19 protein-coding genes are annotated in these 22,369 nt (G+C 63.7%); 10 read left to right on the top strand and 9 right to left on the bottom strand.

Annotated elements, in window-relative coordinates; translation table 11 throughout:
* Positions 1-20: 20 nt before the first annotated feature.
* Positions 21-602 (bottom strand): NnrU family protein, encoded by a 582-nt coding sequence (locus tag HNE_RS03840; RefSeq protein WP_011645798.1) that lies wholly within the window; start codon positions 600-602, stop codon positions 21-23.
* Between the two features lie 212 nt (positions 603-814).
* On the opposite strand from HNE_RS03840, the gene HNE_RS03835 reads away from it, so the two are divergent.
* Entirely contained in the window at positions 815-1,894 is a 1,080-nt protein-coding gene (locus HNE_RS03835; protein WP_035590113.1) for a GGDEF domain-containing protein, read from the top strand.
* Between the two features lie 101 nt (positions 1,895-1,995).
* Here the strand turns inward: HNE_RS03835 and HNE_RS03830 are convergent, their stop codons facing one another.
* Positions 1,996-4,005, bottom strand: coding sequence for a transglycosylase domain-containing protein (locus HNE_RS03830; protein ID WP_148205801.1), 2,010 nt, complete (start codon positions 4,003-4,005; stop codon positions 1,996-1,998).
* Between the two features lie 198 nt (positions 4,006-4,203).
* On the opposite strand from HNE_RS03830, the gene HNE_RS03825 reads away from it, so the two are divergent.
* Complete coding sequence (locus tag HNE_RS03825) at positions 4,204-4,671, top strand: c-type cytochrome (protein ID WP_011645795.1); 468 nt, start codon at positions 4,204-4,206, stop codon at positions 4,669-4,671.
* A gap of 9 nt (positions 4,672-4,680) precedes the next feature.
* Here HNE_RS03825 and HNE_RS03820 read toward each other — a convergent pair whose 3' ends face one another.
* From HNE_RS03820 to rsmI, 4 genes are all read right to left on the bottom strand, one after another.
* Positions 4,681-5,766, bottom strand: coding sequence for a glycosyltransferase family 2 protein (locus HNE_RS03820; RefSeq protein WP_049755019.1), 1,086 nt, complete (start codon positions 5,764-5,766; stop codon positions 4,681-4,683).
* Positions 5,767-5,818: 52 nt separating this feature from the next.
* Positions 5,819-7,567 carry a hypothetical protein gene (locus HNE_RS03815; RefSeq protein WP_035590116.1) on the bottom strand — a complete coding sequence of 583 codons (1,749 nt, stop codon included), beginning with the start codon at positions 7,565-7,567 and terminating at the stop codon, positions 5,819-5,821.
* A 163-nt stretch (positions 7,568-7,730) separates the two neighbouring features.
* A complete protein-coding gene (locus HNE_RS03810; RefSeq protein ID WP_011645792.1) occupies positions 7,731-8,099 on the bottom strand; it encodes a YraN family protein in 369 nt (122 codons plus the stop codon).
* The gene (gene rsmI, locus HNE_RS03805; RefSeq protein ID WP_011645791.1) at positions 8,089-8,964 is read right to left on the bottom strand and encodes a 16S rRNA (cytidine(1402)-2'-O)-methyltransferase; all 876 of its coding nucleotides are present in this window, start codon (positions 8,962-8,964) and stop codon (positions 8,089-8,091) included. The genes HNE_RS03810 and rsmI overlap by 11 nt, the downstream gene beginning before the upstream one ends.
* 47 nt (positions 8,965-9,011) lie before the next feature.
* On the opposite strand from rsmI, the gene HNE_RS03800 reads away from it, so the two are divergent.
* Both HNE_RS03800 and dnaJ read left to right on the top strand, forming a co-directional pair.
* A complete protein-coding gene (locus HNE_RS03800) occupies positions 9,012-10,310 on the top strand; it encodes a penicillin-binding protein activator (protein WP_011645790.1) in 1,299 nt (432 codons plus the stop codon).
* Positions 10,311-10,409: 99 nt separating this feature from the next.
* Positions 10,410-11,570 carry a molecular chaperone DnaJ gene (dnaJ, locus tag HNE_RS03795; protein ID WP_011645789.1) on the top strand — a complete coding sequence of 387 codons (1,161 nt, stop codon included), beginning with the start codon at positions 10,410-10,412 and terminating at the stop codon, positions 11,568-11,570.
* A gap of 46 nt (positions 11,571-11,616) precedes the next feature.
* Here dnaJ and HNE_RS03790 read toward each other — a convergent pair whose 3' ends face one another.
* On the bottom strand, positions 11,617-13,347 hold the full coding sequence (locus HNE_RS03790) for a pilus assembly protein TadG-related protein (RefSeq protein WP_011645788.1): 1,731 nt from the start codon (positions 13,345-13,347) through the stop codon (positions 11,617-11,619).
* Between the two features lies 1 nt (position 13,348).
* Positions 13,349-13,768 carry a TadE/TadG family type IV pilus assembly protein gene (locus tag HNE_RS03785; protein WP_011645787.1) on the bottom strand — a complete coding sequence of 140 codons (420 nt, stop codon included), beginning with the start codon at positions 13,766-13,768 and terminating at the stop codon, positions 13,349-13,351.
* A 418-nt stretch (positions 13,769-14,186) separates the two neighbouring features.
* On the opposite strand from HNE_RS03785, the gene HNE_RS03780 reads away from it, so the two are divergent.
* The 6 genes from HNE_RS03780 (at position 14,187) to HNE_RS03755 (ending at position 20,669) form a co-directional block, all read left to right on the top strand.
* The gene (locus tag HNE_RS03780) at positions 14,187-15,437 is read left to right on the top strand and encodes an acetyl-CoA C-acetyltransferase (protein WP_011645786.1); all 1,251 of its coding nucleotides are present in this window, start codon (positions 14,187-14,189) and stop codon (positions 15,435-15,437) included.
* A gap of 116 nt (positions 15,438-15,553) precedes the next feature.
* Positions 15,554-16,462, top strand: a complete 909-nt coding sequence (locus tag HNE_RS03775; protein WP_011645785.1) for an alpha/beta hydrolase family protein — start codon at positions 15,554-15,556, stop codon at positions 16,460-16,462.
* A gap of 58 nt (positions 16,463-16,520) precedes the next feature.
* Complete coding sequence (locus tag HNE_RS03770) at positions 16,521-17,564, top strand: class I SAM-dependent methyltransferase (RefSeq protein WP_049755017.1); 1,044 nt, start codon at positions 16,521-16,523, stop codon at positions 17,562-17,564.
* A gap of 7 nt (positions 17,565-17,571) precedes the next feature.
* Complete coding sequence (locus HNE_RS03765; RefSeq protein ID WP_011645783.1) at positions 17,572-18,246, top strand: pseudouridine synthase; 675 nt, start codon at positions 17,572-17,574, stop codon at positions 18,244-18,246.
* Positions 18,247-18,279: 33 nt separating this feature from the next.
* Entirely contained in the window at positions 18,280-20,106 is a 1,827-nt protein-coding gene (locus tag HNE_RS03760) for an ABC-F family ATP-binding cassette domain-containing protein (protein WP_011645782.1), read from the top strand.
* Between the two features lie 80 nt (positions 20,107-20,186).
* Positions 20,187-20,669 carry a PAN domain-containing protein gene (locus HNE_RS03755; protein WP_011645781.1) on the top strand — a complete coding sequence of 161 codons (483 nt, stop codon included), beginning with the start codon at positions 20,187-20,189 and terminating at the stop codon, positions 20,667-20,669.
* On the opposite strand, the gene HNE_RS03750 is transcribed toward HNE_RS03755, so the two are convergent.
* The gene (locus HNE_RS03750; RefSeq protein ID WP_011645780.1) at positions 20,638-22,239 is read right to left on the bottom strand and encodes a peptide chain release factor 3; all 1,602 of its coding nucleotides are present in this window, start codon (positions 22,237-22,239) and stop codon (positions 20,638-20,640) included. The two genes, HNE_RS03755 and HNE_RS03750, sit on opposite strands and share 32 nt — an antisense overlap.
* Positions 22,240-22,369 lie beyond the last annotated feature (130 nt).

Raw genomic sequence — 22,369 nt, 5'->3', positions numbered from 1 at the left:
CAATGCCTTTGCGGCCGGGCTCAGGCGGGCAGCGCGGGCATGCCCGTCAGGATGGGGTGGAACCAGAAAAGCAGGAACAGATAAGCCGCTACCCCGATCCCCACGGCGGCGATGTCGCCCATGGCAGAAACCGGCGCATCCGGCGCGGGACCATTATCGCCTCGCTTTTTCAGGGCAATCCGGTCGATCACGGCATAGCCGAGGAAGCTGCCGAAGAGGATAACCGAATTGAGCTCTCCATTGGCCAGCAGGTGGCCAAACGCCCAGATCTTTACCGCCACAAGCATGGGATGTTTGACGGCCTTCCTGATCCGGCCGGTGGGCGTGTAGGCGGCCGCAAGCAGGATCAAAGCCGGGAGCATCAGGACAAGGTTGAGATGGGCGAGGCCGGCGGGCGGCGTGTAGAGGATCGGCGCAGGCCGCATGGCGCCAAAGCCCCAGAGGAACAGCCCGAGACCGACCGCAGAAACAAGGGTGTAGAGGCCCATATAGGGGCCGTATCCGAGCTTTTCCCTGATGTCCCGGCCGGGCGCGCGGCTGCGGAAGGCGGAAAACAGATGGGCTCCGAAGAAGATGATGAGCCCCAGGATGAGATAGGTCATGGCGGTGCCTCCCCGGCGGTTTTCACAATTGTAGCTTGATTTGGGGGAGCCGGGGAAGCCGGGCGGCCGGAACACAAGGAGGCTCCCGGAAATCATGTCCTCGCCCATCCGCTCGACAGCGCCCAGAAAAAAACAACTCAACCGGTATTAACCGTCCTCAAACCCTCTTTGGGTAGATTGTGACACTCAAGATGGCATGAAATGGACCCAAAATGGGCGCGCAACTGATCGACCGAGCACCTCTGGCTACGCCGTCCGGGCAACGGGCAAACCTGGATTTCCGGGAGGCCTGCAAGGCGGCCGTTCGCGTGTTCCAGCTCAGCGAGAAGTACAAGACCGCGCCCTTCCCCAATGCCTATGCCGTGTGGTTTGCCTATTCCACCAATGCCGATCCGGCGCTGGTGGCGGAGATTGATGAGCTGCTGCTGGGGCAGGACGCGATTTCGGCCTATGACATTGAGCTGCTGTTCCAGGCCTATCTGGCCGAAGAACAGAGCGTGTTTGCCACCCATGACATCAGCCAGGCGATTGGCGACGAGATTGACGAAGTGCTCTCGGTGCTCGGCACGAGCCTGCAACAGAACACCGCCTTTTCAGAAACACTGTCGACGCTGGAGCAGGACCTGCCTCAAGCCTCTTCGCCGGAGCAGTTCAACACGCTGGTTTCCGGACTGATCGAGGAAAACCGGCGCATGAATGCGATGACGCAGGAGCTGAACCAGGGCCTGGCCCGGTCGCAGAGCCTGATCTCCACTTTAAGCGAACAGCTGGACGAAGTGCGCACGCAGAGCCTGCGCGATCCGCTGACCGCCATTCCCAACCGCCGCGCCTTTGACAAGACGCTGGAAGAGGCGATGGACCATGCCGCGCGCACGCATGAACCGCTATGCGTGGCGATGGCGGACCTCGACCATTTCAAGGCGCTCAACGATACCTTTGGCCACCCTGCCGGCGATGTTGTGTTGCAGAATTTTGCGCGGCTGATTTCCGGCAGCGCCAACGAGCCCAGGCTTGTGGCGCGGTATGGCGGCGAGGAGTTTGCGATCATCTTCCCCGGCAGCGACCTGATGGCGGCCTATAACCGGCTGGTGAACATCAAGCATACGCTCAGCAAGACCGTGCATGAAGCCGAAGGCAGCGTCGGGCCCCTGCCCGCCGTGACCGCCTCGTTCGGTGTGGCGAAATATCAGCCGGGCATGACCGCGCGCGAGCTGATCCAGAAGGCCGACGCCAGCCTCTATGATGCCAAGGCCAAGGGCCGCAACCGCGTCTGCGCGCCGGGGATTGGCTGAGCCGCGGGAGCAGTCATTCCGTTTACGGAATACATCTTCAAATACAAGAACTGACTTCGAAGGCCGGCCCGAAATGGCCCGCCCCTATTCTGTTCTTTGGCCTATTCCGCCTGCTGAACAGGGCCGCCGCGGCTGGCGGTCTGGGAGGAGCCGGAGGCGGCTGCGAAGGCCTGGGCCATGCCGCGATAGAAGGTGATGCGCTGCTCTGCCGCCGGATCAAGGATCACCGCGCGGCTGGCGCCGAAGAGGGCTTCGGGTTTCTGGCCTTCATGGGCGATTTCCATGATGTCGGACCAGAGCTCCGCCGGGAGGGTGCCGCCAGTGACGCGCTTCATTGGCGTGTCATCATCATTGCCGACCCAGACGCCGCCGAGATAGGCCGCCGTAAAGCCGACGAACCAGGCGTCGCGCGACTCCTGGCTGGTGCCGGTCTTGCCCGCGACGGTCCAGCCCGGAATGCGGGCGCGCCCGCCGGTGCCGAAGGTGGCGCTGACGACGCGCATCATCATGGCGTTCATTTCGGCGGTCAGGTCTTCCGGGTACACACGTTCGCGTTCCGAAGCGGGGTGTTCGTAATAGACGGCGCCGCGCGAGTCGGTCACCCGCTCGATCAGGTAAGGCTCAAGCCGGTAGCCGCCTGACTGGAACACGCCAAAGGCCCGCACCAGTTCCCAAAGGGAGACTTCCTGGCTGCCCAGCGCAATGGAGGGAAAGGGTTTCAGCTCGCTCTCGATGCCGAAGCGTTTGGCGAGGGCGGCGACCCGCTCGGGATTGGTTTCATTGCCGAGTTCGGCCGCGACGGTGTTGGTGGAGCGGGTGAGCGCTTCAGACAGCGTCATGGGGCCGTGATACTCGCCGCTGTAATTGACCGGCTGCCACTTGCCGATGGTGATCGGGCGGTCATTGAAGACGTCATAGGGCGAGTAGCCGTCTTCCAGCGCAAGGGCGAAGACGAAGGGCTTGAAGCTGGAGCCGGGCTGGCGTTTGGACTGGGTGGCCCGGTTATAGGGCGAAGCGGCGTAATCGACCCCGCCGGTGAGGGCGACGACGCGGCCGTTGCGGTCCACGATCATGGCGGAGACCTGGCTGGCGGCGAGCGCCTTGCCATCCCTGGCGAGGCGTTCTGTCAGCAGGGTCTGGGTTTTCTGCTGGATTTTCGGATTGATCGTGAGCTGAACAACCGCGTCGCCCGGCACGCGGGGCAGCATCGTGGTCAGACGCTCGGCGGCGGCATCGAGCACATAGCCGAGCTGGGGGTCATATTTCGGCGGCGCGATGATGTTGATTTCCGCTTCGCGCGCGGCGGCGGCTTCCTGTTTGGAGATGAAGCGTTCGCTCTCCATTTCCTTCAGCACGTAGAGCTGGCGGGCTTTGGCGCCTTCGAGGTTTTCGCGCAGGTTGAGCTTGGACGGGGCCTTGGGGAGGGCGGCCAGCAGCGCGGCTTCGTGGATTTTGAGCTCCGCCGGGGGCTTGCCGAAATAGTGGCGGGAAGCCGCGTCGATGCCGTAGAGGCCGGCGCCGAAATAGATACGGTTGAGATAGAGCGAGAGGATCTCGTCCTTGGTGAGCTTTTTCTCGAGCTGGCGGGCGAGCGTGATTTCCTGGGCCTTGCGCTGCATCGTCTGGCGCGAGCTGAGGACGAGGTTTTTCACCAGCTGTTGGGTGATGGTGGAGGCGCCCGAGACGGTTTCGCCGGCGGCGGCGTTGGAGATGGCGGCGCGGGCGATGGCGGCCTCATCGGCGCCGTCATGTTCGTAGAAGCGTTTATCCTCAGCCGCGATGAAGGCCTGGGGGACGTGGCGGGGAAGATCGGCGATGGCGATGGCGCGGCCATAGCGGGGGCCGCGCACGGCAAGCGTGTTGCCTTCATTGTCGATGAACTCGATGGCGGGTTCGCGCTGGGCCTGCCAGAGATCAGCGACTTCGGGGAGTTTGGGCATGCCTGAATGCAGGCTCTGCCATTTCCAGAGGGCCCAGCCACCGCCGCAGAGAACGAGGAAGCCGATGACGATCAGCGCGACGCGCAACGGGCTGAGCCGCCGCGCGGCAAGGGCCTGTGCGGGCACCCGGATCACACGGGGCATACGGGGCGGTGGATGACGATCTGTCATGATGTGAACGGCCCGGCCTGACCTCTTGAAGCTGCCTGAAACCCGCAGCCTAACTGATAGAAGATTACGGCAGGGTGAAGGCACCCGCTGGTATAGGGAATTCTACGGGTTTGCCTTGATGCGGCCCTGTTGCAGGGTAAGGCTCGGAAGACCGCGCCGATGCGGCCCGGCGATTGCCCGACCGGAGGAGACTGAGCGATGCGATATGCCCCCCCTTTCATGCGGCCCATCCTGCTGGTTTCAGCGAGCGTGCTGATGCTGGCGGCATGTGGGCGCGAGGCAGCAGCGCCCTCGAACGAGCCTGCGCCTGCGCCGCCGGTGGAGGCTGCTGAGGTGGCCCCGGCGGAACCGGCCGGACCTGTGTTTGATGTCGCGGCGCTGGGCATTCCGATGGATGAGGCCTCGATTGCCGATGGCGAGGCGATTGCCCAGACCCATTGCGCGATCTGTCACGGGCTAGGCCAGGAGGGAAGCCTTCGGGCCGATGCGCCGCCGCTGCGCTATGTGCTGTCGCTCTATTCGCCGGAAAACCTCGCCGAGGACTTCCGGGCGGGCATTCATGTCGGCCATGAGGACATGCCGGGCTTCGTGTTCGGCGATCTGGGGATGGATGTGTTGCTGGCGTATCTGGTGTCGATCCAGGAAACGCCGGTGCTGGAGGAATAAGCCGGGCGCTCAGCCCTGCCCTTTCACGAAGCGGGCAAAGGCGATGGGGAGGAAACGCGGCGGCAGAAGCGCCAGCGCGTCTCCCAGCCGCCCGACGCGGATGAGGCGGGCGGCGGTGACGGTGAGATACCAGGAGAACTGGTTGCGGTTTTCCGTATCGAGCCTGCCAGCGTATTGCCAGGCATCGCGGATATAGGCGCAATCGGCGCGATCGGGCTCGAACGGGCGCATGCGGGTCATTTCCATCAGCTTGACCGCGACGGCCATGCGGAAGTGTTTTTCGTCGGCCTCATCAAAGTTTACCGAAACGGACGCGACCATCTGTTCGAGGCCGGGCTGTTTTTTCAGGGTTTCATAAGCGGCCTTCGAGAAGGCGATATCAGGCCTGCCGGCGCGGCGGCGGGCGGCAGACCGGGCGCCGAGCTGGCAGCCGACGGCCATGACCCGGCCATTATGGAGCGTGCTGGAGACGCTGGCAGTGTGAACCCGGTAGAGGGTGAGGATTTCGGGCAGGATGACCAGCCTGCCCCGCTCGCCCAGGCGCCAGAAGAGATCGGTATCTTCAGAGTAAGGCACATGGCGGTAACGCCCCACCGCTTCGACCTCGGCGCGGCGGGTCATCAGGGTGGAGTGGATGATGTAGGGATCGCGGGCGGGAATGGTGTCGACGCGGGCGCCTTCGGGATCAGCGGGCTGATCGACGCCCGGCAGGGGTTTGCCGGTTTCGTCGATATGCTGAACCCGGCCACCGACGGCGATACATTCAGGATGGGCGCGCAGATAATTCAGGGTGAGCTCAAGCCGGTTCGGCAGGGAGATGTCGTCGGCATCGAGGCAGGCGATGAACTCGGCCTCGGCATGGGAGAGCGCGGTGTTGCGCGCCTCGACAATGCCGGCGTTTTCCTTGCGGATAACGACCAGGCGGGGATCCAGCGCGGCGAGGCGGGCGAGGATGGCCGGGGTCTCGTCCGTCGAACCATCATCAATAATGATGATGCGGAAATCGGAGACCGTCTGTGCGCGGAGACTTTCGACAGCCGCCTCGATGGTGGCCGCAGCATTGTAGGCCGGCATGAGGATGTCGATGGTTGCCATGGGGTATTCCGCTTGATCGGCCAGTTTTGGCGGCCGGGGCATCCTTACACAGCTATCGCTTTATGCAGAGATAACCGCCTTCAATATCCTGACCATAGCTGGCGAGACGTTCGCCGGGGCTGCACGTTGCGGGGTCTATCACTGTCTCGACCCGCACAGTGAAGCCATGATCCCTGAGGACCTGGACACGGGCGAGCGAGAGATCGGGATCGACCACCACATCCCGGCCGACCGCGGCGAAGCGGTCCATCTGGGTCACAATTTCCTGATTGTGCCTGTAGGTGCGGGCGAGATTGGTTGCCGCCATCAGGGACGAGTTCACCAGCAGAATGACAAGGATGCTCCAGGCCAGCCATCTGGCGGGGCGGGTTTTTGCCAGGAGGCCGGTCACGCCGATACCTGCCGGAACGAGCCAGAGCTGGGGTACATAGCGCGCCCACCAGCTTTCGGGGAACAGCGCCGTCAGGACGAATACAGTCACCGCCATGCCCAGCAGGAGCAGGATGACGCGGTTTTGCCGCTCGCGCAGCAGCAGAAGGCCAGCGAGCACCGCCGACAGGAGCAGCGCGCCCGAGAATAAGGGACCGAAGCCGGCGAGTTGTACGTCGGCCGCGCCGGAGGGGTAGATTTCACGCCCATGCAGCGTGAGCGGGATCTTGAGTTCCGGCGCCACCGGCGACCAGCCCGAATGGGTTTCGGAAAACAGGGAGAAGAAGAAGGCTGAGAGGCCGGTGCGCCCCCCCAGGCCGGGCGGAACGACATACCTGATAATGTCGAGCGTCTCTGCGTTGGCGCCTGCCATCAGCGGGTAAAACGGATGGCCAAAGCCAGCAATATTCTGGACGTAAGGCGAGAAGCCAATTCCGAAGATGCCGATAATCCCTGCCCCGGCCATGACGATGGCGGGCTGAAGGCAGGTTTTCAGGTCCCGCATTGTCCAGATGGCCAGCAGCACCAGGGCGCAGGCCACGACAAAATAGGGAATGGCGGAGAATTTCAGCCCGACCGCAAAGCAGATGACCAGACCCGCGAGCGCCAGATAGCGCCTCTGCCGGAAAATCAGCCAGAGCAGGCTGAGCGCGCCGAACGCCAGCAGGCTGGAAAACAAGAGGCCGTCATTGAGCTTTGTATGGATCTGACCGACGGCGACGGGGTTGGCCATAAGGGCCAGCGCGCCGAAGAGGCCTGCCAGGAAGGAAAACCCCGCATGGCGCAGCGCCGCAAAGGCAACCAGGCCTGCGCCGCTGAGCAGGGTGAATTGCAGGAATTTAGCCGTCTCCATCGGCAGACCTGCGCTAACCGGAAGGGCCATGACCAGCCAGTGGGCGTGGGGATAGTGTTCCGGCCAGATCACATAGACCTCTGACGGCCAGGAGGTGTAGCCCGCCTCGGTCAGGCTGGGCGCGATGGCGAAGGGCTCGTAATAAGGGTTCCACCCCTCCACCAGCGAAGACAGCGCCTGGAAATGATACCACTGACCATCGATGCTGATGTCGAGGAGCAGCAGGGTGAGCCCGATTGCGGCGCCGATGAGGAAAGCGGCAAGCGCGATGACCTGCAGGCGCGGATCCGGCCGGTCGAAGGTGGCGATCCAGACGGAGAGGCCGAAGGCGGCGCCGAGGATGAGCACGGACATGACCTGCCCGATGCCGATGCCCGTGATGAGCGCGATGGCGGCCAGGACATAGGACAGTGTGATTGTCCCGATCAGGCTCACCCCGGCCCCGAGGGCGATTGCCGTAATCGGATCATTCGCGTCTGAGCGGGTCATAAATGCCGGCAAGGCTTTGATAAGTTTCATCTTCGTTCGCTCAGTCATGACGGATGGGGCGAAATCCCGCCGCAGACTAACGGCGGGCTGAACCCGTCAAAGCAAGTTTCAAACCAGATCGCGAAAATCCCGTCCCCGTGGAATTGCGCCAGAGCGCCAGTCCTAGACAAGCGCGGAATTTGATCAACTCTTTTTACGCCAGGCCGGGCCGCCAGGCATCTTTGAGATGATAAGGCAGGCTGCCCGGAGCCAGGGCGATGAGGTCGTAGCGCCAGCCATACCCGGCAAATTTCGGGCGATGGCCCATCCAGACTTCGGCGGCGCGGGCGATGCGGTGCCAGGATTGGACACTGACCGCGCCGAGGGCATCATCGCGCCGGGCGCGGGCTTTCACCTCGACAAACGCAATGAGGCGGCCCTTGCGGGCGATCAGGTCGATCTCGCCGCCCGGAAGTTTTACGCGCGCGGCGAGAACGGAACAGCCCTTGAGGCGCAGCCAGAGCGCGGCGCGGCGCTCGGCCTGGCGCCCCCTTGCCTCGGCAATCTGGCGCTTAGCCGGCATTTTCCGATTTGAGCTGGAGGGCGCGCTGATAGACGTCGCGGCGCGGCAGGCCGAGGGCTTCGGCGACGCTGGTGGCGGCGTCCTTGGTGGGCATGGTGAGGAGCGCGTCGCGCAAGGCAGCGTCGAGATCACCGGGCGTGGAGGTCTTTTCTTCGGGCGGGCCGGTGAGGATGACGATTTCGCCGCGCGGGGGACCGGCGGTTTGATAATGTTCGGCGAGGCTGGTGAGCGTGCCGCGGCGGGTTTCTTCAAACAGCTTGGTCAGCTCGCGGGCGACGGCGGCGGTGCGGCCGCCTCCGAGGACGGCGGCGAGATCGGCGAGGCTTTCGGCCAGGCGCGGGCCGCTTTCATAGAAGACGAGCGTGCCGGGAACATGTTTGAGCGTTTCAAGCGCGGCTTTGCGGGCGCCGGATTTGGGCGGCAGGAAGCCGGCGAACATGAACCGGTCGCTGGGCAGGCCGGACGCAACGAGCCCGGCAAGGAGCGCCGAGGCGCCGGGCACAGGATAGACCTTGTGGCCCGCTTCGAGGGCGTCATGCACCAGTTTCCAGCCCGGATCGGAGATCAGCGGCGTGCCGGCGTCAGAAATCAGGGCAATGCGGCCGCCATCGGCGAGGCGGGAAAGGATCTGCGGTCTCCGTTCGGCCCCATTATGGTCATGGTAAGGGCTGAGGCGGGCTTTAATCCCGTAGGCGGACATAAGCTTTCCCGCCACGCGGGTGTCTTCGGCCAGCACCTCATCGGCAGCGGACAGGATGTCCAGCGCGCGAAGGGTGATGTCTCGGAGGTTGCCGATCGGGGTGGAAACAACATACAGGCCCGGAGAAACGGCAACGGGCTGTTGCCCGCCGCCAGCGGCGCTCATAGAGTCGCCCTTGGCTGGATTCGAACTGGCGTCGGAAGGATCGGAAGATGACATTGTTGCCACCCTTACTCAGGAAACTGCGGGCGCCAAGCCTTGTGCTGGCCTCGCTGCTTCTGGCAACCGCCTGCGCCTCGGCGCCTGCGCGCCCGCCGGTGTCGATCGGAACCGGTCAGCCGCGCGTCGATCCGGTGACCGGCGAGCCCGTTCGCGCCCAGGCCGGGGAGGAGTTCGAGGAAATCGAGCTTGAGCCGTTTGTGCGCGAAGATGGCGGGCTGACGCCCGAATTCATGCGCGGCAAGGATGTGAAGCGCGCCGCTGTGCTGCTGCCATTCACGCATCCGAGCGCGAATGTGCGCACCGAAGCAGAAAGCATGCTGGCGGGCATCGAGCTGGCACTGTTTGAACTGGCCGGGACCGATTTCCTGATCATGCCGATGGATACTGCCGGGCGCGCCTCGACGGCCGAAGCCCGCGCGGACGAGGCCATCAAGGAAGGCGCCGACATCATTCTCGGGCCGCTCTTTTCGGCCAATGTGGGCGGCGTGAAAGCGGCGGGCAATCGCAAATCGATCCCGGTTGTGGCCTTCTCCAACGATGTGAATGCGGCCGGCGGCGGGGCGTATCTCGCCTCGATCATGCCGGAAGAGGAAGTGATCCGCGTGATGGCCTATGCGGCCAGCCGGGGTACCCGCACCTTCGTGTTCCTGGGCCCCGACAGCCCGTATGGCCGTCAGGTAGAGACCGCGATGCGCACCGAGGCGGCAAAGAATGGCTGGCGCATGGCGTCGAGCGCGTTCTATCCGGCAGACGGCGGCGCGGGCGATCAGGCCCGTCAGATTGCCAGCGTGGTGAAGGCGGAATACGCCAATTCCAGCGAGCGGATCGGCGTGATGATCCCCGAGCGCGGCAACAAGCTGCTCGCAGTGGCGCCGCTGCTTCCGTATAATGGCGTCAATCTGGGCCGCGTGCGCCTGATGGGCACGAGCACCTGGGACGACAGCGCGATCTGGCGCGAGCCCACCCTGGAAGGCGGCATCTTTGCCACCCCCGATCCTGACAGCATGGCGACCTTCAAGGAGACCTATCGCCGGATCTACGGCCGCGCGCCGAGCGACCTGGCCGCAGCGGCCTATGACGCCGCCGCGATGGCGGTAAACCTCTCCGCGACCGGGACCATCCAGCATTCCGGTGTGACCGATCCCAATGGCTTCATGGGGGTTAATGGCCTCTTCCGGTATCGTCTGGACGGGACGGCCCAGAGGGGCCTCGCGGTGAAGCAGATTGGCGGCTCCGGCGCCTCTGTGGTGGAGAAGGGTATTACCCAATTCCCGCCCGGTGGTAGCTAATTGACCTGAAACCCGCCTGATTCCGGCCCTTGCAGGGGGCCGGAGGGCGCCCCAAATGTCCCGCACAGGGCGGTAAAGAGTTCAGGCAGCGACGATAACATGAGTAAGCGCGACTATTATGAAGTGCTCGGGGTCGAACGCGGCGTCGATGAGAAGGCGCTTAAATCGGCGTATCGCAAGCTCGCGATGAAGTATCACCCCGACCAGAATGCCGGCGACACAGCCGCCGAAGACAAGTTCAAGGAAGTGGGCGAAGCCTACGCCATTCTCTCCGATCCGCAGAAACGCGCCGCTTATGACCGGTATGGCCATGGCGCCTTCGAGAATGGCGGCATGGGCGGCGGCAGCCCGTTCGGCGGCCAGGGCGGTAACCCCGAAGACATTTTCCAGGATCTGTTCAGCCAGGTGTTCGGTGCCGGCGGGTTTGCCGGCGGGCGCCGCCGCAGCGGCCCGCAGCGCGGGGCTGACCTGCGCTACGATCTCGAAATCACGCTGGAAGAAGCCTTTTACGGCAAGGATGAAACCATCCATGTGCCCCAGGCCGTTGCGTGCCGCCCCTGCGAAGGCACGGGCGCAGCACCGGGCACCAAGCCGGAAACCTGCGAAACCTGTGGCGGCCATGGCCGCGTGCGCGCCCAGCAGGGCTTTTTCACCATGGAACGCACATGCCATATCTGTCAGGGCCGCGGCCAGATCATCCGGAAGCCGTGCAAGACCTGCGGCGGGCATGGCCAGGTGAAGGAAGAACGCAAGCTGCAGGTGAAGATCCCTGCCGGCGTCGAGAGCGGGATGCGCATCCGCCTTTCCGGCGAAGGCGAACCGGGCACATCGGGCGGGCCGAAGGGCGACCTCTATATCTTCGTTGAAGTGGTCGAGCATGACATCTTCGAGCGCGACGGACCCAACCTCTATTGCCGCGCGCCGGTGCCGATGACGACCGCGGCGCTGGGCGGAGAAATTGACATTCCGACCATCGATGGCGGACGGGCCCGCGTTGCCATTCCCGAGGGCGCGCAGACCGGCCGCAAGTTGCGCCTGCGCAGCAAGGGCATGCCGAGCGTGCGCGCCAATGGCCAGACCGGCGACCTCTATGTCGAGATGTTCGTGGAAACCCCGCAGAACCTGACTGCCCGGCAGAAAGACCTGCTGCGCCAGTTCTGCGACTGCTCGGGCGCTGACTGCCATCCGGAAAGCGAAGGCTTCCTCGGCAAGATCAAACGCTTCTGGGGCGGCGAAGGCGATGAGAAACGCCCGGTCTGAAGCCGCCGGCTGATCTTCCCGATCAGTCCGTCTCCGGACATATTAATCACTGAACGAGAACGGGTGCCTGGCAGGTGACGCCATGGACGCGGATGTCGGCTTCGCCCAGATGGACGCCCAGAACGCTGAGCAGGTTGTAGACGACAGTGTCCACCGGCTCCAGAACCGGCGTCAGCGTCGCGCCCAGGGCCGCCTGTATCAGGGACGGCGTCGCCAGAGAGAGCGGTCCGGCATCGACCCGCACCTCCAGGTCTCGCAGCGCGGAGCCCAGCAGCGACGAGGTATAGGTGCCGGTTGTGGCTGTCCTGATGCGCCCGGCGTCGATGTCGGCCTGGCTGAAGGAAAGGTCCGCAGACCTCACATTTCCGATACGCGCATCCGCCCTGGCGCGCACATCCAGCAGCACCGTATCGACGATCTTTGTAAGCGAGACACGCATCGTGCGGCCCATTTGCTCGAAGTCATTGCGGCTGATCTCTCCGATCATTACGCGGCCGACGGAGGGTTGCGCGGCCACGGTCACCATGGTTTCGCCGGGGCGCGTGGCACGGCAGGACACTTTCCGGAGCCGGGCCTCAGCCGACGCGATTTCCACGTATAGCGGGATACGGACCCTGGTCCCTGCCAGCAGCGCCAGGCCGGGCACTTCAAGATCGACCTTCAGCCGTGTCTGCGCCGTCGTGACGACGGCGTTGGGACCGGACAGGCGCAACCAGGGAGAATTTTGCGGCCGCTCGCCGATGTTCAGTTCAACATGGGTTTTCAACAGTCCGGGGATCGACGTGCCCAGATCGAGGGCGACCTGGTGCTCGCCGTTGGAGGCCGTGATGGCGGCAGTGAGCAGTTCCATGACCGGGGCTTGCAAAGCGGGCTTTGGTCTGGTGTCATCTGGTTTCAGCTTGCCGGTGGTACCCAGATCAATCGCATCAGACAATCTGATCCGGGTAGACAGGGCGCCGGCATGCGCCTCGATCCGGCCAAGCGCCGTGCGGGCCTGAACGCTGAGCATGCCGGTCTGGCGGATGGCCGCAGCGAGGCGCGCCGCGCTGATCTGCGTCTCCAGGATGTCGTCATAGCTGACCCCGGTCAGGTCAAGGTCTGTTGCCAGGACATCCAGCATCTGAAGCAGAGCGATGTCAGCGCCGATCAACGCGTGGTAATCCATTGCCGTGAGGCGCAGCTCACTGCCCAGCAGACTGCCGAGGAGCGCGTTGAGCGCGCCATTCTCTATCCGCACAAGACGCGAGCCGACGGAGAACGCCGCCTCCGCTGTTGAATAGGCAACACCGGATGTCGTGATCAGGGGGGGCGCCTGTATCCCGTCCATAATGAAATACCGGCCGGACTGAACCACTGTTACCCGCACCGAATTAAAGGGCTCACCCCCGGCCTCGAAACGCAGGGCCGGGGGGAGCATGGCATCAGCGGTGTAGTGCCCTTTCACAACTTCGACCCAGGCGCGGGAGGGGTAACGTGGATCGAGGCGTTTGGGCCGGTCCTCTTCAGCAAGAAGCAGGACATCGCCGAAGCCATTTTCGGAGAGAAGTGTCAGGACGCGCGTTTCTGCCTTATGCAGGTCACCGGCAGCGGTAATGGCGGCAAGGTCGGTCATCGACTGCATGTTGCGGCGCTGGAGGTTGACCATGCCGAGGTCGATGGCCATCGCCATCATCAGTGTGGCGATCGGCGCGATGAGCGCGAACAGGATCGCCACATTGCCGCCCTGCTCCCGCGCGCGCCGGAGAGCGGCAAGGCTGAGGCGGCAGGGGCACGGCATTTCAGAACCCTCCCGCCCGGATGACGGAGACGCTGCGGATTGTCTTGTCCGGCAGGGGCAGAGGCGGCCCGAGATTCCAGATGGGCAGGCTGCTGGCGTCATAGGTTACGGTGACGAAGATCAGTGTGGGCTCGTCTTCATGCGCCGCGACCTGAACTTCCATACTGTCGGGAAGGATAAGCCCGTTGGTGCCAGCCGACGCGAAGGCAGTTGTGCGGGCGAGATGCTCGCGTTCGGCCATGTCGAGTCCGGCGAGCGCGGCGCGCGCTGAATTGGCGGCGATCTGCTGGACCGTATGGGCGGCGCCGAAATAGATGCCATAGGCCAGGAGACCGGCAATCATAAACAGAAAGACCGGAGAGATGATGGCAAACTCCAGCGCCGCGGTCCCGGATTCCTCTTTCAACCTTCTGTATCTCATCTTCCTGCTCCGTTGCCTGTATGGCAATCTTGTTTTTGTTCCGGACCCTCATTTCTGTTGCAAATGCGGAAGTGACCGGCATGACTGCAATGATGCCGACCCCGGCCTTTCCAGTATGTAAAAATCAGAACGCAATCTAAGAGGGTAATTTTCAACCGGCCGGGCCGCTTGAGTTTCAGAAAATCCTTTTTAAATCAGGGGATGAAATCCGTTTGCTGAGATGCCGGATCGTAAAGAACCGCCCCAAACCGGCTGGCCATCCTGTTTTTTACGCTCTGCCACCGGATGATTTTGGGGCGGCAAAACCGGCGCAGCCGACTGACCCGGCGTCACGGCTTCCCATGGTCCTTACGCGCGCGTAAGCCTGAAGCCAGACGCCATTTGAGCGCGCCTATCCATAAAGACAGGGAGTACCATCATGGCTGAAGCCTATATCATCGACGCTGTCCGCACCCCGCGCGGCATCGGCAAAGTTGGCAAGGGCGCCCTCGCCCACATGCACCCGCAGCACCTCGCCGCAACCGTTCTCAGCGCCATCGCCGAGCGCAACAAGCTCGACACGGCAACGGTCGACGACATCATCTGGGGCACCTCCAGCCAGCGCGGCGCGCAGGGCGCCGACATGGGCCGCATGGCCGCGCTTGATGCCGGTTTCGACATCAAGGCTTCGGGCGTGACGCTCGACCGTTTCTGCGGCTCGGGCATCACCACCGTTTCGCTCGCCGCTGCACAGATCATGTCCGGCATGGAAGACTGCGTGATCGCAGGCGGCTGCGAAATGATGAGCTACACGGCTGCCAGCGCAGACCCGAAAAACCCGCCCACGATGGACGCCGGCAACACCCGCCTGCGCGAGAAGCACCCGCAATCACAGCAGGGCGTTTGCGCCGACGCGATCGCCACGCTGGAAGGCATCGACCGCGAAGCCGTTGACCGCCTCGCCGTCACCAGCCAGCAGCGCGCTGCCCGCGCCATTTCCGAGGGCCGCTTCAACAAGTCGGTTGTTCCTGTTTACAACGTGGACGGAACACTTGCGCTTGACCATGAAGAGTTCCCGCGTCCGCAGACGACGATGGAAAGCCTGGCTGGCCTGAAAACCGTGTTCGGCATGTACATGGACATTCCGGTCGACGACCAGGGCAACACCTATGGCAACATGGTGACGCGCAAGTATCCCCAGCTCGAAGGCAAGGTGAACCATGTTCACCATGCGGGTAACTCCTCGGGCGTGGTTGACGGCGCAGCTGCTATCCTCGTCACCTCGGAAGCTTACATGAAGAAGCACGGCCTGAAGCCGCGCGCCCGTATCGTTGCGACGGCGAACATGGGCGACTGCCCGACGCTGATGCTCAACGCACCGGTCGCGGCTGCGAAGAAAGTGCTCGAAAAAGCTGGCCTGAAAACCACCGACATCGACGTCTACGAAATCAACGAGGCTTTCTCGGTTGTTGCCGAGAAGTTCATCCGTGATCTCGACCTCGACCGCGAGAAGGTGAACATCAATGGCGGCGCAATGGCGCTGGGCCACCCGATCGGCGCAACCGGCTCGATCCTGATCGGCACCGCGCTGGACGAGCTTGAGCGTTCGGGCGGCCGTTATGGTCTCGTGACGATGTGTGCCGCTGGCGGCATGGCCCCTGCGATCATCATCGAGCGCGTCGAAGCCTGATCTTCCCGCAAGGGATAAAAAGAGAAGACCCCGCCGGTTTGCGCCGGCGGGGTTTTTCTTTGCCGCTGGCGGGCGCGCCCCGCCGCTGATACCCTCCGTGCAAGGGAGACACTGCCATGAAAACTTTTGCCGCGATCAGCCTTGCTGCCACCGCCCTGCTTGCCGCCTGCACGACGCCTGTCGCGCTGGCGCCGGAAGCCACGCTCACCGGACGTTACGCCGATCCAGCCGCGATTGATCCGGACCATCCGCCCGCGCTGATGGAGCTCAACTTCGAGAGCGGCGGCGCGCGCCTCAACGGCCTGATCTATCTGGCGGACGGTGCGGGGCCCCACCCGACGGTGGTTCTGCTGCATGGCTATCCGGGCAATGAAAAGAACCTCGACCTGGCGCAGGCGATGCGCCGCGAGGGCTTCAATGTGATGTTCTTCCACTATCGCGGCGCCTGGGGCAGCGACGGCAATTTCAGCTTCAGCAATGTGGTCGAGGACGTCGGCGCAGCGACAGGCTTCCTGCGCGCCAATGCCGGCACCTACCGGACTGATCCGGAGAAGCTGATTTTGATCGGCCATTCGATGGGCGGCTTTGCGGCCTTTTCGGCCGCGGCCAATGACAGCCGCGTTGCCTGCGCCGCCGGGCTGGCGCCTGCCGATTTCGGCGTTCTGGGCGCCGCCATGGCAGCCAACCCGGAGGTTCTGGAGGGCTTTTCGGGCTATACCGACACGCTGAGCATGCTGAAGGGCTTCTCTGGCGAAGCGGCCATTGTGGAACTGTTTTCGAATGCCGCGGCCTTTGACCTGCGCGCCAAGGCGCCCGAGCTTGCGGGCAAGTCGGTTCTGATTGTGGCGGGCGACGCGGATGAAAGCACGCCGCTGGAAGGCATGATCCAGCCGTTGATGGATGCGTATGAGGCGGCGCCGGACATCGAGACGACCCTTGTGGTGCTGCCGGGGGATCACTCCTTCTCCTGGTCGCGGGCAGCGCTAATCGACACGGTGATCGGCTGGGCAGACGGCTGCCGCTGAAACGCCTGAAGCGCGAGACATCTTTCCTCCGCGCGTTCTGGCGGCTAACGGTGCCCGGATGATGGATACTGTTGTTTTTGATACGTTGCTGATGGCCTTCGACACGGGGGCGGTTTCCCTGCCTGAGGAAGGCCCGATCCTGGTGCTGAATGCCGAGCCCGGCGGCTGGCTGTCGCAGCTTCCCAAGGAGCGCGTCGTTTGCCGCACGAGCATGAAACCGGCCCATGATGCGCTGAAAGCCGCGGGCTATAATGTGCTGGCGCCGGACTCGGTGGAGATTCCGCAGGCGCAGCTGACGATTGTGGTGCCCCCGCGCCAGCGCGATTTTGCACGCGCGCTGTATGCCCGCGCCCTGCTGGCGGCGCCGGAGGGCGGAGTGATCCTGGCGAGCCTGCCCAATACACTTGGCGGCAAGAACGCCGAAAAGGTGTTCGCAGAAATCGCGGGCGATGCGGGCAGCCTGACCAAAAACAAATGCCGCGCGTTCTGGGCGGTGAAGCGCGCAGATGAAATGAACACGGAGCTGGTGGAAGACTGGATTGCGCAGGACACGCCGCGCGAGATCGAGCCGAGCCTCTGGAGCCGGCCGGGCCTTTTCAGCTGGGACCGGATTGATCCGGGCAGCGAGCTGCTGGCCGACAGCATACCTGAATACACCAAGGGCATCGGCATCGACATTGGCGCGGGCAATGGCTTTCTCAGCCGCGAAGTTCTCAACCATTGCGACAAGGTGGAGCGTATGGATCTTGTCGAGGCGGACTATCGCGCGCTGATCTGCCAGGAGCAGACGATGGCGCCGTTTGGCGCGCGGTGTACGATCAAATGGGCAGACGCGCTCAAAGACCTGCCACGGGCGACCTATGATTTTGCGCTGATGAACCCGCCTTTCCATACAGGCCGCGCGGATAATTCCGAACTGGGCCGGGCGTTTATCCGGGCGGCGGCGGCCACGCTGAAACCCTCGGGCACACTATGGCTGGTGGCCAACCGGCATCTTCCGTATGAGGGCGAACTCTCTGCCTGCTTCCGCGGCGTTGAGATGCTTGATGACGAAGACGGCTACAAGATCATCAAGGCCGAGAAGCCCAAGCGCCAGAAATGAGCGGGCAATGACCGAAACCCGCAAGCTCGCAAAATACCTCGCCAGTCTTGGCTATGGTTCGCGCAAGGAGATGGAAGTGGCCATCCGGCGCGGCCGCGTGACCGGCTGGGGCGAAGACGTGGAGTTTGACGGCGAACCGCTGGACCCAGGCCCAGGCATGGTGATCCTGATGCACAAGCCGGCGGGCTATACCTGCTCCCATCAGGATCAGGGGAAGCTGGTCTATGATCTTCTCCCCCCGCGCTTCCTGAAACGTGACCCGAAGATTTCGTCTGTTGGCCGCCTCGACGCGGACACGACCGGACTTCTTCTGTTTACGGATGATGGCGCCCTGCTCCACCGGCTGATCTCGCCCAAGTCCGACATTCCCAAAACCTATGAAGCCACCCTCGCGCGCCCGCTGGAGGGGTTTGAAAAGGAATTTTTCGCCTCAGGATCGCTGATCCTGCGCGGGGAAGACAAGCCCTGCCTGCCTGCCGAGTTGGAAGTGACGGGCGAACGGACGGCGCGTCTTACGCTGAGCGAAGGGCGGTATCATCAGGTGCGCCGGATGTTTGCCGCCGCTGGCAACCATGTCGAAGCCCTTCACCGCAGCCGGTTTGGCCCGCTGGAGCTGGGCGATCTGTCGGAAGGCGCGTGGCGCCTGCTGACAGAGGCCGAACGTGCGGGGCTTGCCCCCTAGCGTCCACGCGCGTCAGCGGCTATCTCCCCGGCCATGGCCCAGCCCCCACTGATTACCCTCACCGATGTCCGCCTTTCTTTCGGCAATACGCCCCTGTTCGAGGGCGTGACGCTGGCTTTGTCCAAGGGGGAGCGGGCGGCGCTGGTGGGGCGCAACGGGGCGGGCAAGTCGACGCTCATGAAGATCATCTCGCAGCAGGCCGAGCCGGATTCCGGCGCGGTCTGGCGACAGCCCGGCGTGACCTTTGCCAATGTCGCGCAGGAGCCGGATCTGGCGGGATATGCCACCGTGCTCGATTATGCGACCGACGGGCTGGAGGCGGCCTATATGGCTGAGGCCGAGCTGATGGAGTTCGGCATTGATCCGGCCGCTGATCCCAAGACGCTGTCTGGCGGGCAGATGCGCCGGGCCGCGCTCGCCAAGGCGTTTGCGCAGGAGCCGACGATCCTGCTGCTGGACGAGCCGACAAACCATCTCGACGTGCCGATGATCGAGTTCCTGGAGGGGCGCCTGAAGGCGTTCAACGGCGTTGTTCTGGTGGTCAGCCATGACCGCCGGTTTCTGGAGAATATCTCGACCAACACGCTGTGGCTGCGCCAGGGCAAGGTGCTGAAAAGCCCGGAAGGCTATGTGAAGTTTGATCAGTGGGCCGAGCAGATCGAGGAAGAGGATGAACGTCAGCTCAAACGCATGACGACCCACCTGAAAGATGAGCAGCACTGGCTGGCGCGCGGCGTGACGGCGCGGCGCAAACGCAATCAGGGACGCCTTGCCCGGCTGAGGCAGCTGAAAACCGAGCATGCCCAGGTGCGCAGCGCGCTGAACGATCGCAAGGCTGCCGCCACAATCACGGCGGATGCGGGCGACTCGCTAAGCAAGAAGGTGATCGAGGCCAAGGGCCTGTTCAAAACCTATCAGACCCCGGAGGGGGATGACCTCGTTATCGCAACCGATTTGTCGCTGCGCATCCTGCGCGGAGACCGGATCGGCATCATCGGCCCCAATGGCGCGGGCAAGACGACGCTGGTGCGCCTGCTGCTGGGCGAGATCGCGCCGGACGCCGGATCGGTGCAGCATTCCAAGACATTGCAGGTGACCTATCAGGATCAGACGCGGGCCACGCTCGACGCGAAGGATACGATCTGGGAAGCGCTCGCCCCGGAAGGCGGGGACTCGATCACCGTGCAGGGGCATCAGCGCCATGTGGCGGCCTATGCCAAGGACTTCCTGTTCAAGCCCGAGCAGCTGCGCCAGCCTGTCGGCGCGCTGTCGGGCGGGGAACGCAACCGGCTGGCCCTCGCCATTGGCCTGGCGCGCACGTCAAACCTTCTGGTGATGGACGAACCGACCAACGATCTCGACATGCAGACGCTCGACCTGCTGGAAGACATGCTGCTGAACTATGAGGGCACGCTGATCCTGGTGAGCCATGACCGCGCGTTTCTCGACGCGACCGTGACGAGCTGCCTCTCGCCGATTGGCGGAGGCGAGTGGATACAGACGGCCGGCGGCTGGAGCGACGCGCAGGAGCAACTGAAAGATGTCCGCCTCAAGGGCGCGCCGAAAGCGGCGCCGGCCAAGAGCGCTTCCCCGGCCACGGCCCCGCCAAAACCCAAGGCGCAGGTAAAGCTCTCCTTCAAGGATGAGCACCGGCAGAAGGAAATCGATGGGCTGATCCCGAAGCTGCAGGCGGAAATCGCCAAGCTTGAAACTGAGCTCGCCGATGCGGCGCTTTACGGGCGCGATCCGGCAGCCTTCAACAAGAAGTCTGCCCGCATTGGCACCGCCCGCGATGAGCTTGAGGGGATCGAGCTGGAATGGCTGGAAATCGAGGAGAAGCGGGCTGGCCTTGACGGCTGAACCGCCTCTTTCAAGGCAAACGCTTCGTTAACGCGGGCCGGGTAGCCTGCCCTTCGGATAAATGCCGGGAGTCCGAACCGATGCGCCTTGCCATGCTGATTGCCGCCGCCTGCCTTGGCCTTGCTGCCAGTGCCCATGCTGACGGCAAGGACGGGAAAACGCTCTCGGTGGCGCCTATCGCGCCGCTGGAAGCGACGGGGACGGAAGCGGTGTATGAGCCTGCGGCGCTGCCACCGGGCCATGAACCCAATGTCTACCGCTTTGGCGCGACCTATGCCGTTGTGAGCAGCGTCTCCTCGTTGGCCTGCGAAGCGGCCTGCGATGATGATTTGAGCTGCAAGGCCTGGTCGTTTGTGGACACGTATGGCGCCTCGCCTGCCCGCTGCGAACTCAAGCGCGGCCAGGGGCGGAAGGAAGAAAACCCGCTCGCCACATCGGGCATTGCGCTGGCGCTGAAAAAAGCAGCTCTGGGAGAAACGCCGGTGCCGGCAGCTCAGCCGGTGCCCGAGCCTGGCCAGTTGCAGGGCGGCGTTACGCCAGCGCCCGTTCCTTCGTTGCCGTGAAGCGGATGTCCGGGTTCTTCTCCTGGGCATAGCCGACATCCCACGCATTCTTCGCAAGATAGACCGGCGCGCCGTCAAGGTCCGTGCCCGAGGCTGATTTGTTCCGGTCAAGGAACTCTTCGAGCTTTTTGGGATCATCACACGCCATCCAGCGGGCGACGTTATAGGGCGCCTGCTCGAACATGACTTCGAGATTGTATTCGGCCGTCATCCGCTCGATCATCACTTCAAACTGAAGCTGGCCGACTGCGCCGACGATCATGTCCGAGCCGATCGATGGCAGGAACAGCTGGGTGACGCCCTCTTCGGCGAGGCTTTCGAGCGCCTTGCGCAGGTGTTTGGCCTTCATCGGGTCTTTGACGCGGGCGCGGCGGAGAAGCTCAGGCGCGAAGTTCGGGATGCCGCCGAACTGGATGTCGCCATTCTCCGAAAGCGAGTCGCCCACGCGCAACTGGCCATGGTTTGGCACGCCGATCACGTCGCCCGCATAGGCGGTCTCGGCAATCTCGCGGTCCTGCGCCATGAACATCAGCGGATTGTGGATGTTGAGCTGTTTGCCGCTGGTGGTCTTCAGGCGCATGCCGCGCCGGAATTCGCCTGAGCAGAGGCGTAGGAAGGCCACGCGGTCCCGGTGGTTGGGGTCCATGTTCGCCTGGATCTTGAAGACAAATCCGCTGACGGACGGGTCATCGCGGGAGATGGATACCGGGGTGCCCTTCTTTACCGCCTTCTGTGGGCGGGGAGCGGGCGCGTAAGAGTGCAGCGTGCGGAGGAGCTCCGCCACGCCGAAATAGCGCAGCGCCGAGCCGAACACGACCGGCGTCATATTGCCTGCACGGAATGCTTCAGGGTCAAACTCCGGCAGCAGGCTGCGCGCCATTTCGATGCCTTCTGTCATCTCGGCGAAGACGTAGGGGTCGAGGTTGGCTTTCAGGCTATCAGACTCGCCGGAAATTTCCGTGGCCGGACCGATGCGCGCAGGTTCGCCAGGGCGGCGCTCGAATTGCAGGAACTGGTTGCGGGCAAGGTCGAGCATGCCGGCAAAGCGCTGGCCGCTGGCAGCGGGCCAGTAGAGGGGCGAGGTATCGAGCTGCAGCTTGTCCTGAACCTCATCGAGCAGCGCGATGGGCTCAAGCGCTTCGCGGTCCATCTTGTTGATGAAGGTGACGATGGGGATGTCCCGCATACGGCAGACTTCGAACAGCTTCAGCGTCTGGGGCTCAATGCCTTTGGCGGCGTCGAGCACCATGACGGCGCAGTCGGCAGCGGTCAGCGTGCGGTAGGTATCTTCGGAGAAGTCTTCGTGGCCCGGCGTGTCGAGCAGGTTGAACATGTAGCCGTCGAACTCGAACGTCATCACCGAAGCCGAAACCGAGATGCCGCGGTCACGCTCGATCTTCATCCAGTCAGACCGTGTGCGCCGGGTTTCGCCGCGCGCAGCCACTTCACCGGCTGCCCGGATGGCGCCGCCTGCGAGGAGCAGGTTCTCCGTCAGCGTCGTCTTGCCCGCGTCAGGGTGGGAGATAATGGCAAAGGTGCGCCGCCGGGCGGCTTCAGTCACGTGCGACATGGGTCAGGTTCTCTCTTCGCCGGAGGCCCTAGCCGATTTGGCGAATGGAATGAAGGGGCTCGCTGCCCGGGCGGGGGAAATCAGGGCTTCGCCCTTAATCGTTATGTCGCGATTTGGCCCATTGCGGACG

Origin of the sequence: Hyphomonas neptunium ATCC 15444, assembly GCF_000013025.1 — a bacterium.
Classification (GTDB): Bacteria; Pseudomonadota; Alphaproteobacteria; order Caulobacterales; family Hyphomonadaceae; genus Hyphomonas; species Hyphomonas neptunia.
This window is presented reverse-complemented; position numbering and strand designations above follow the sequence as displayed.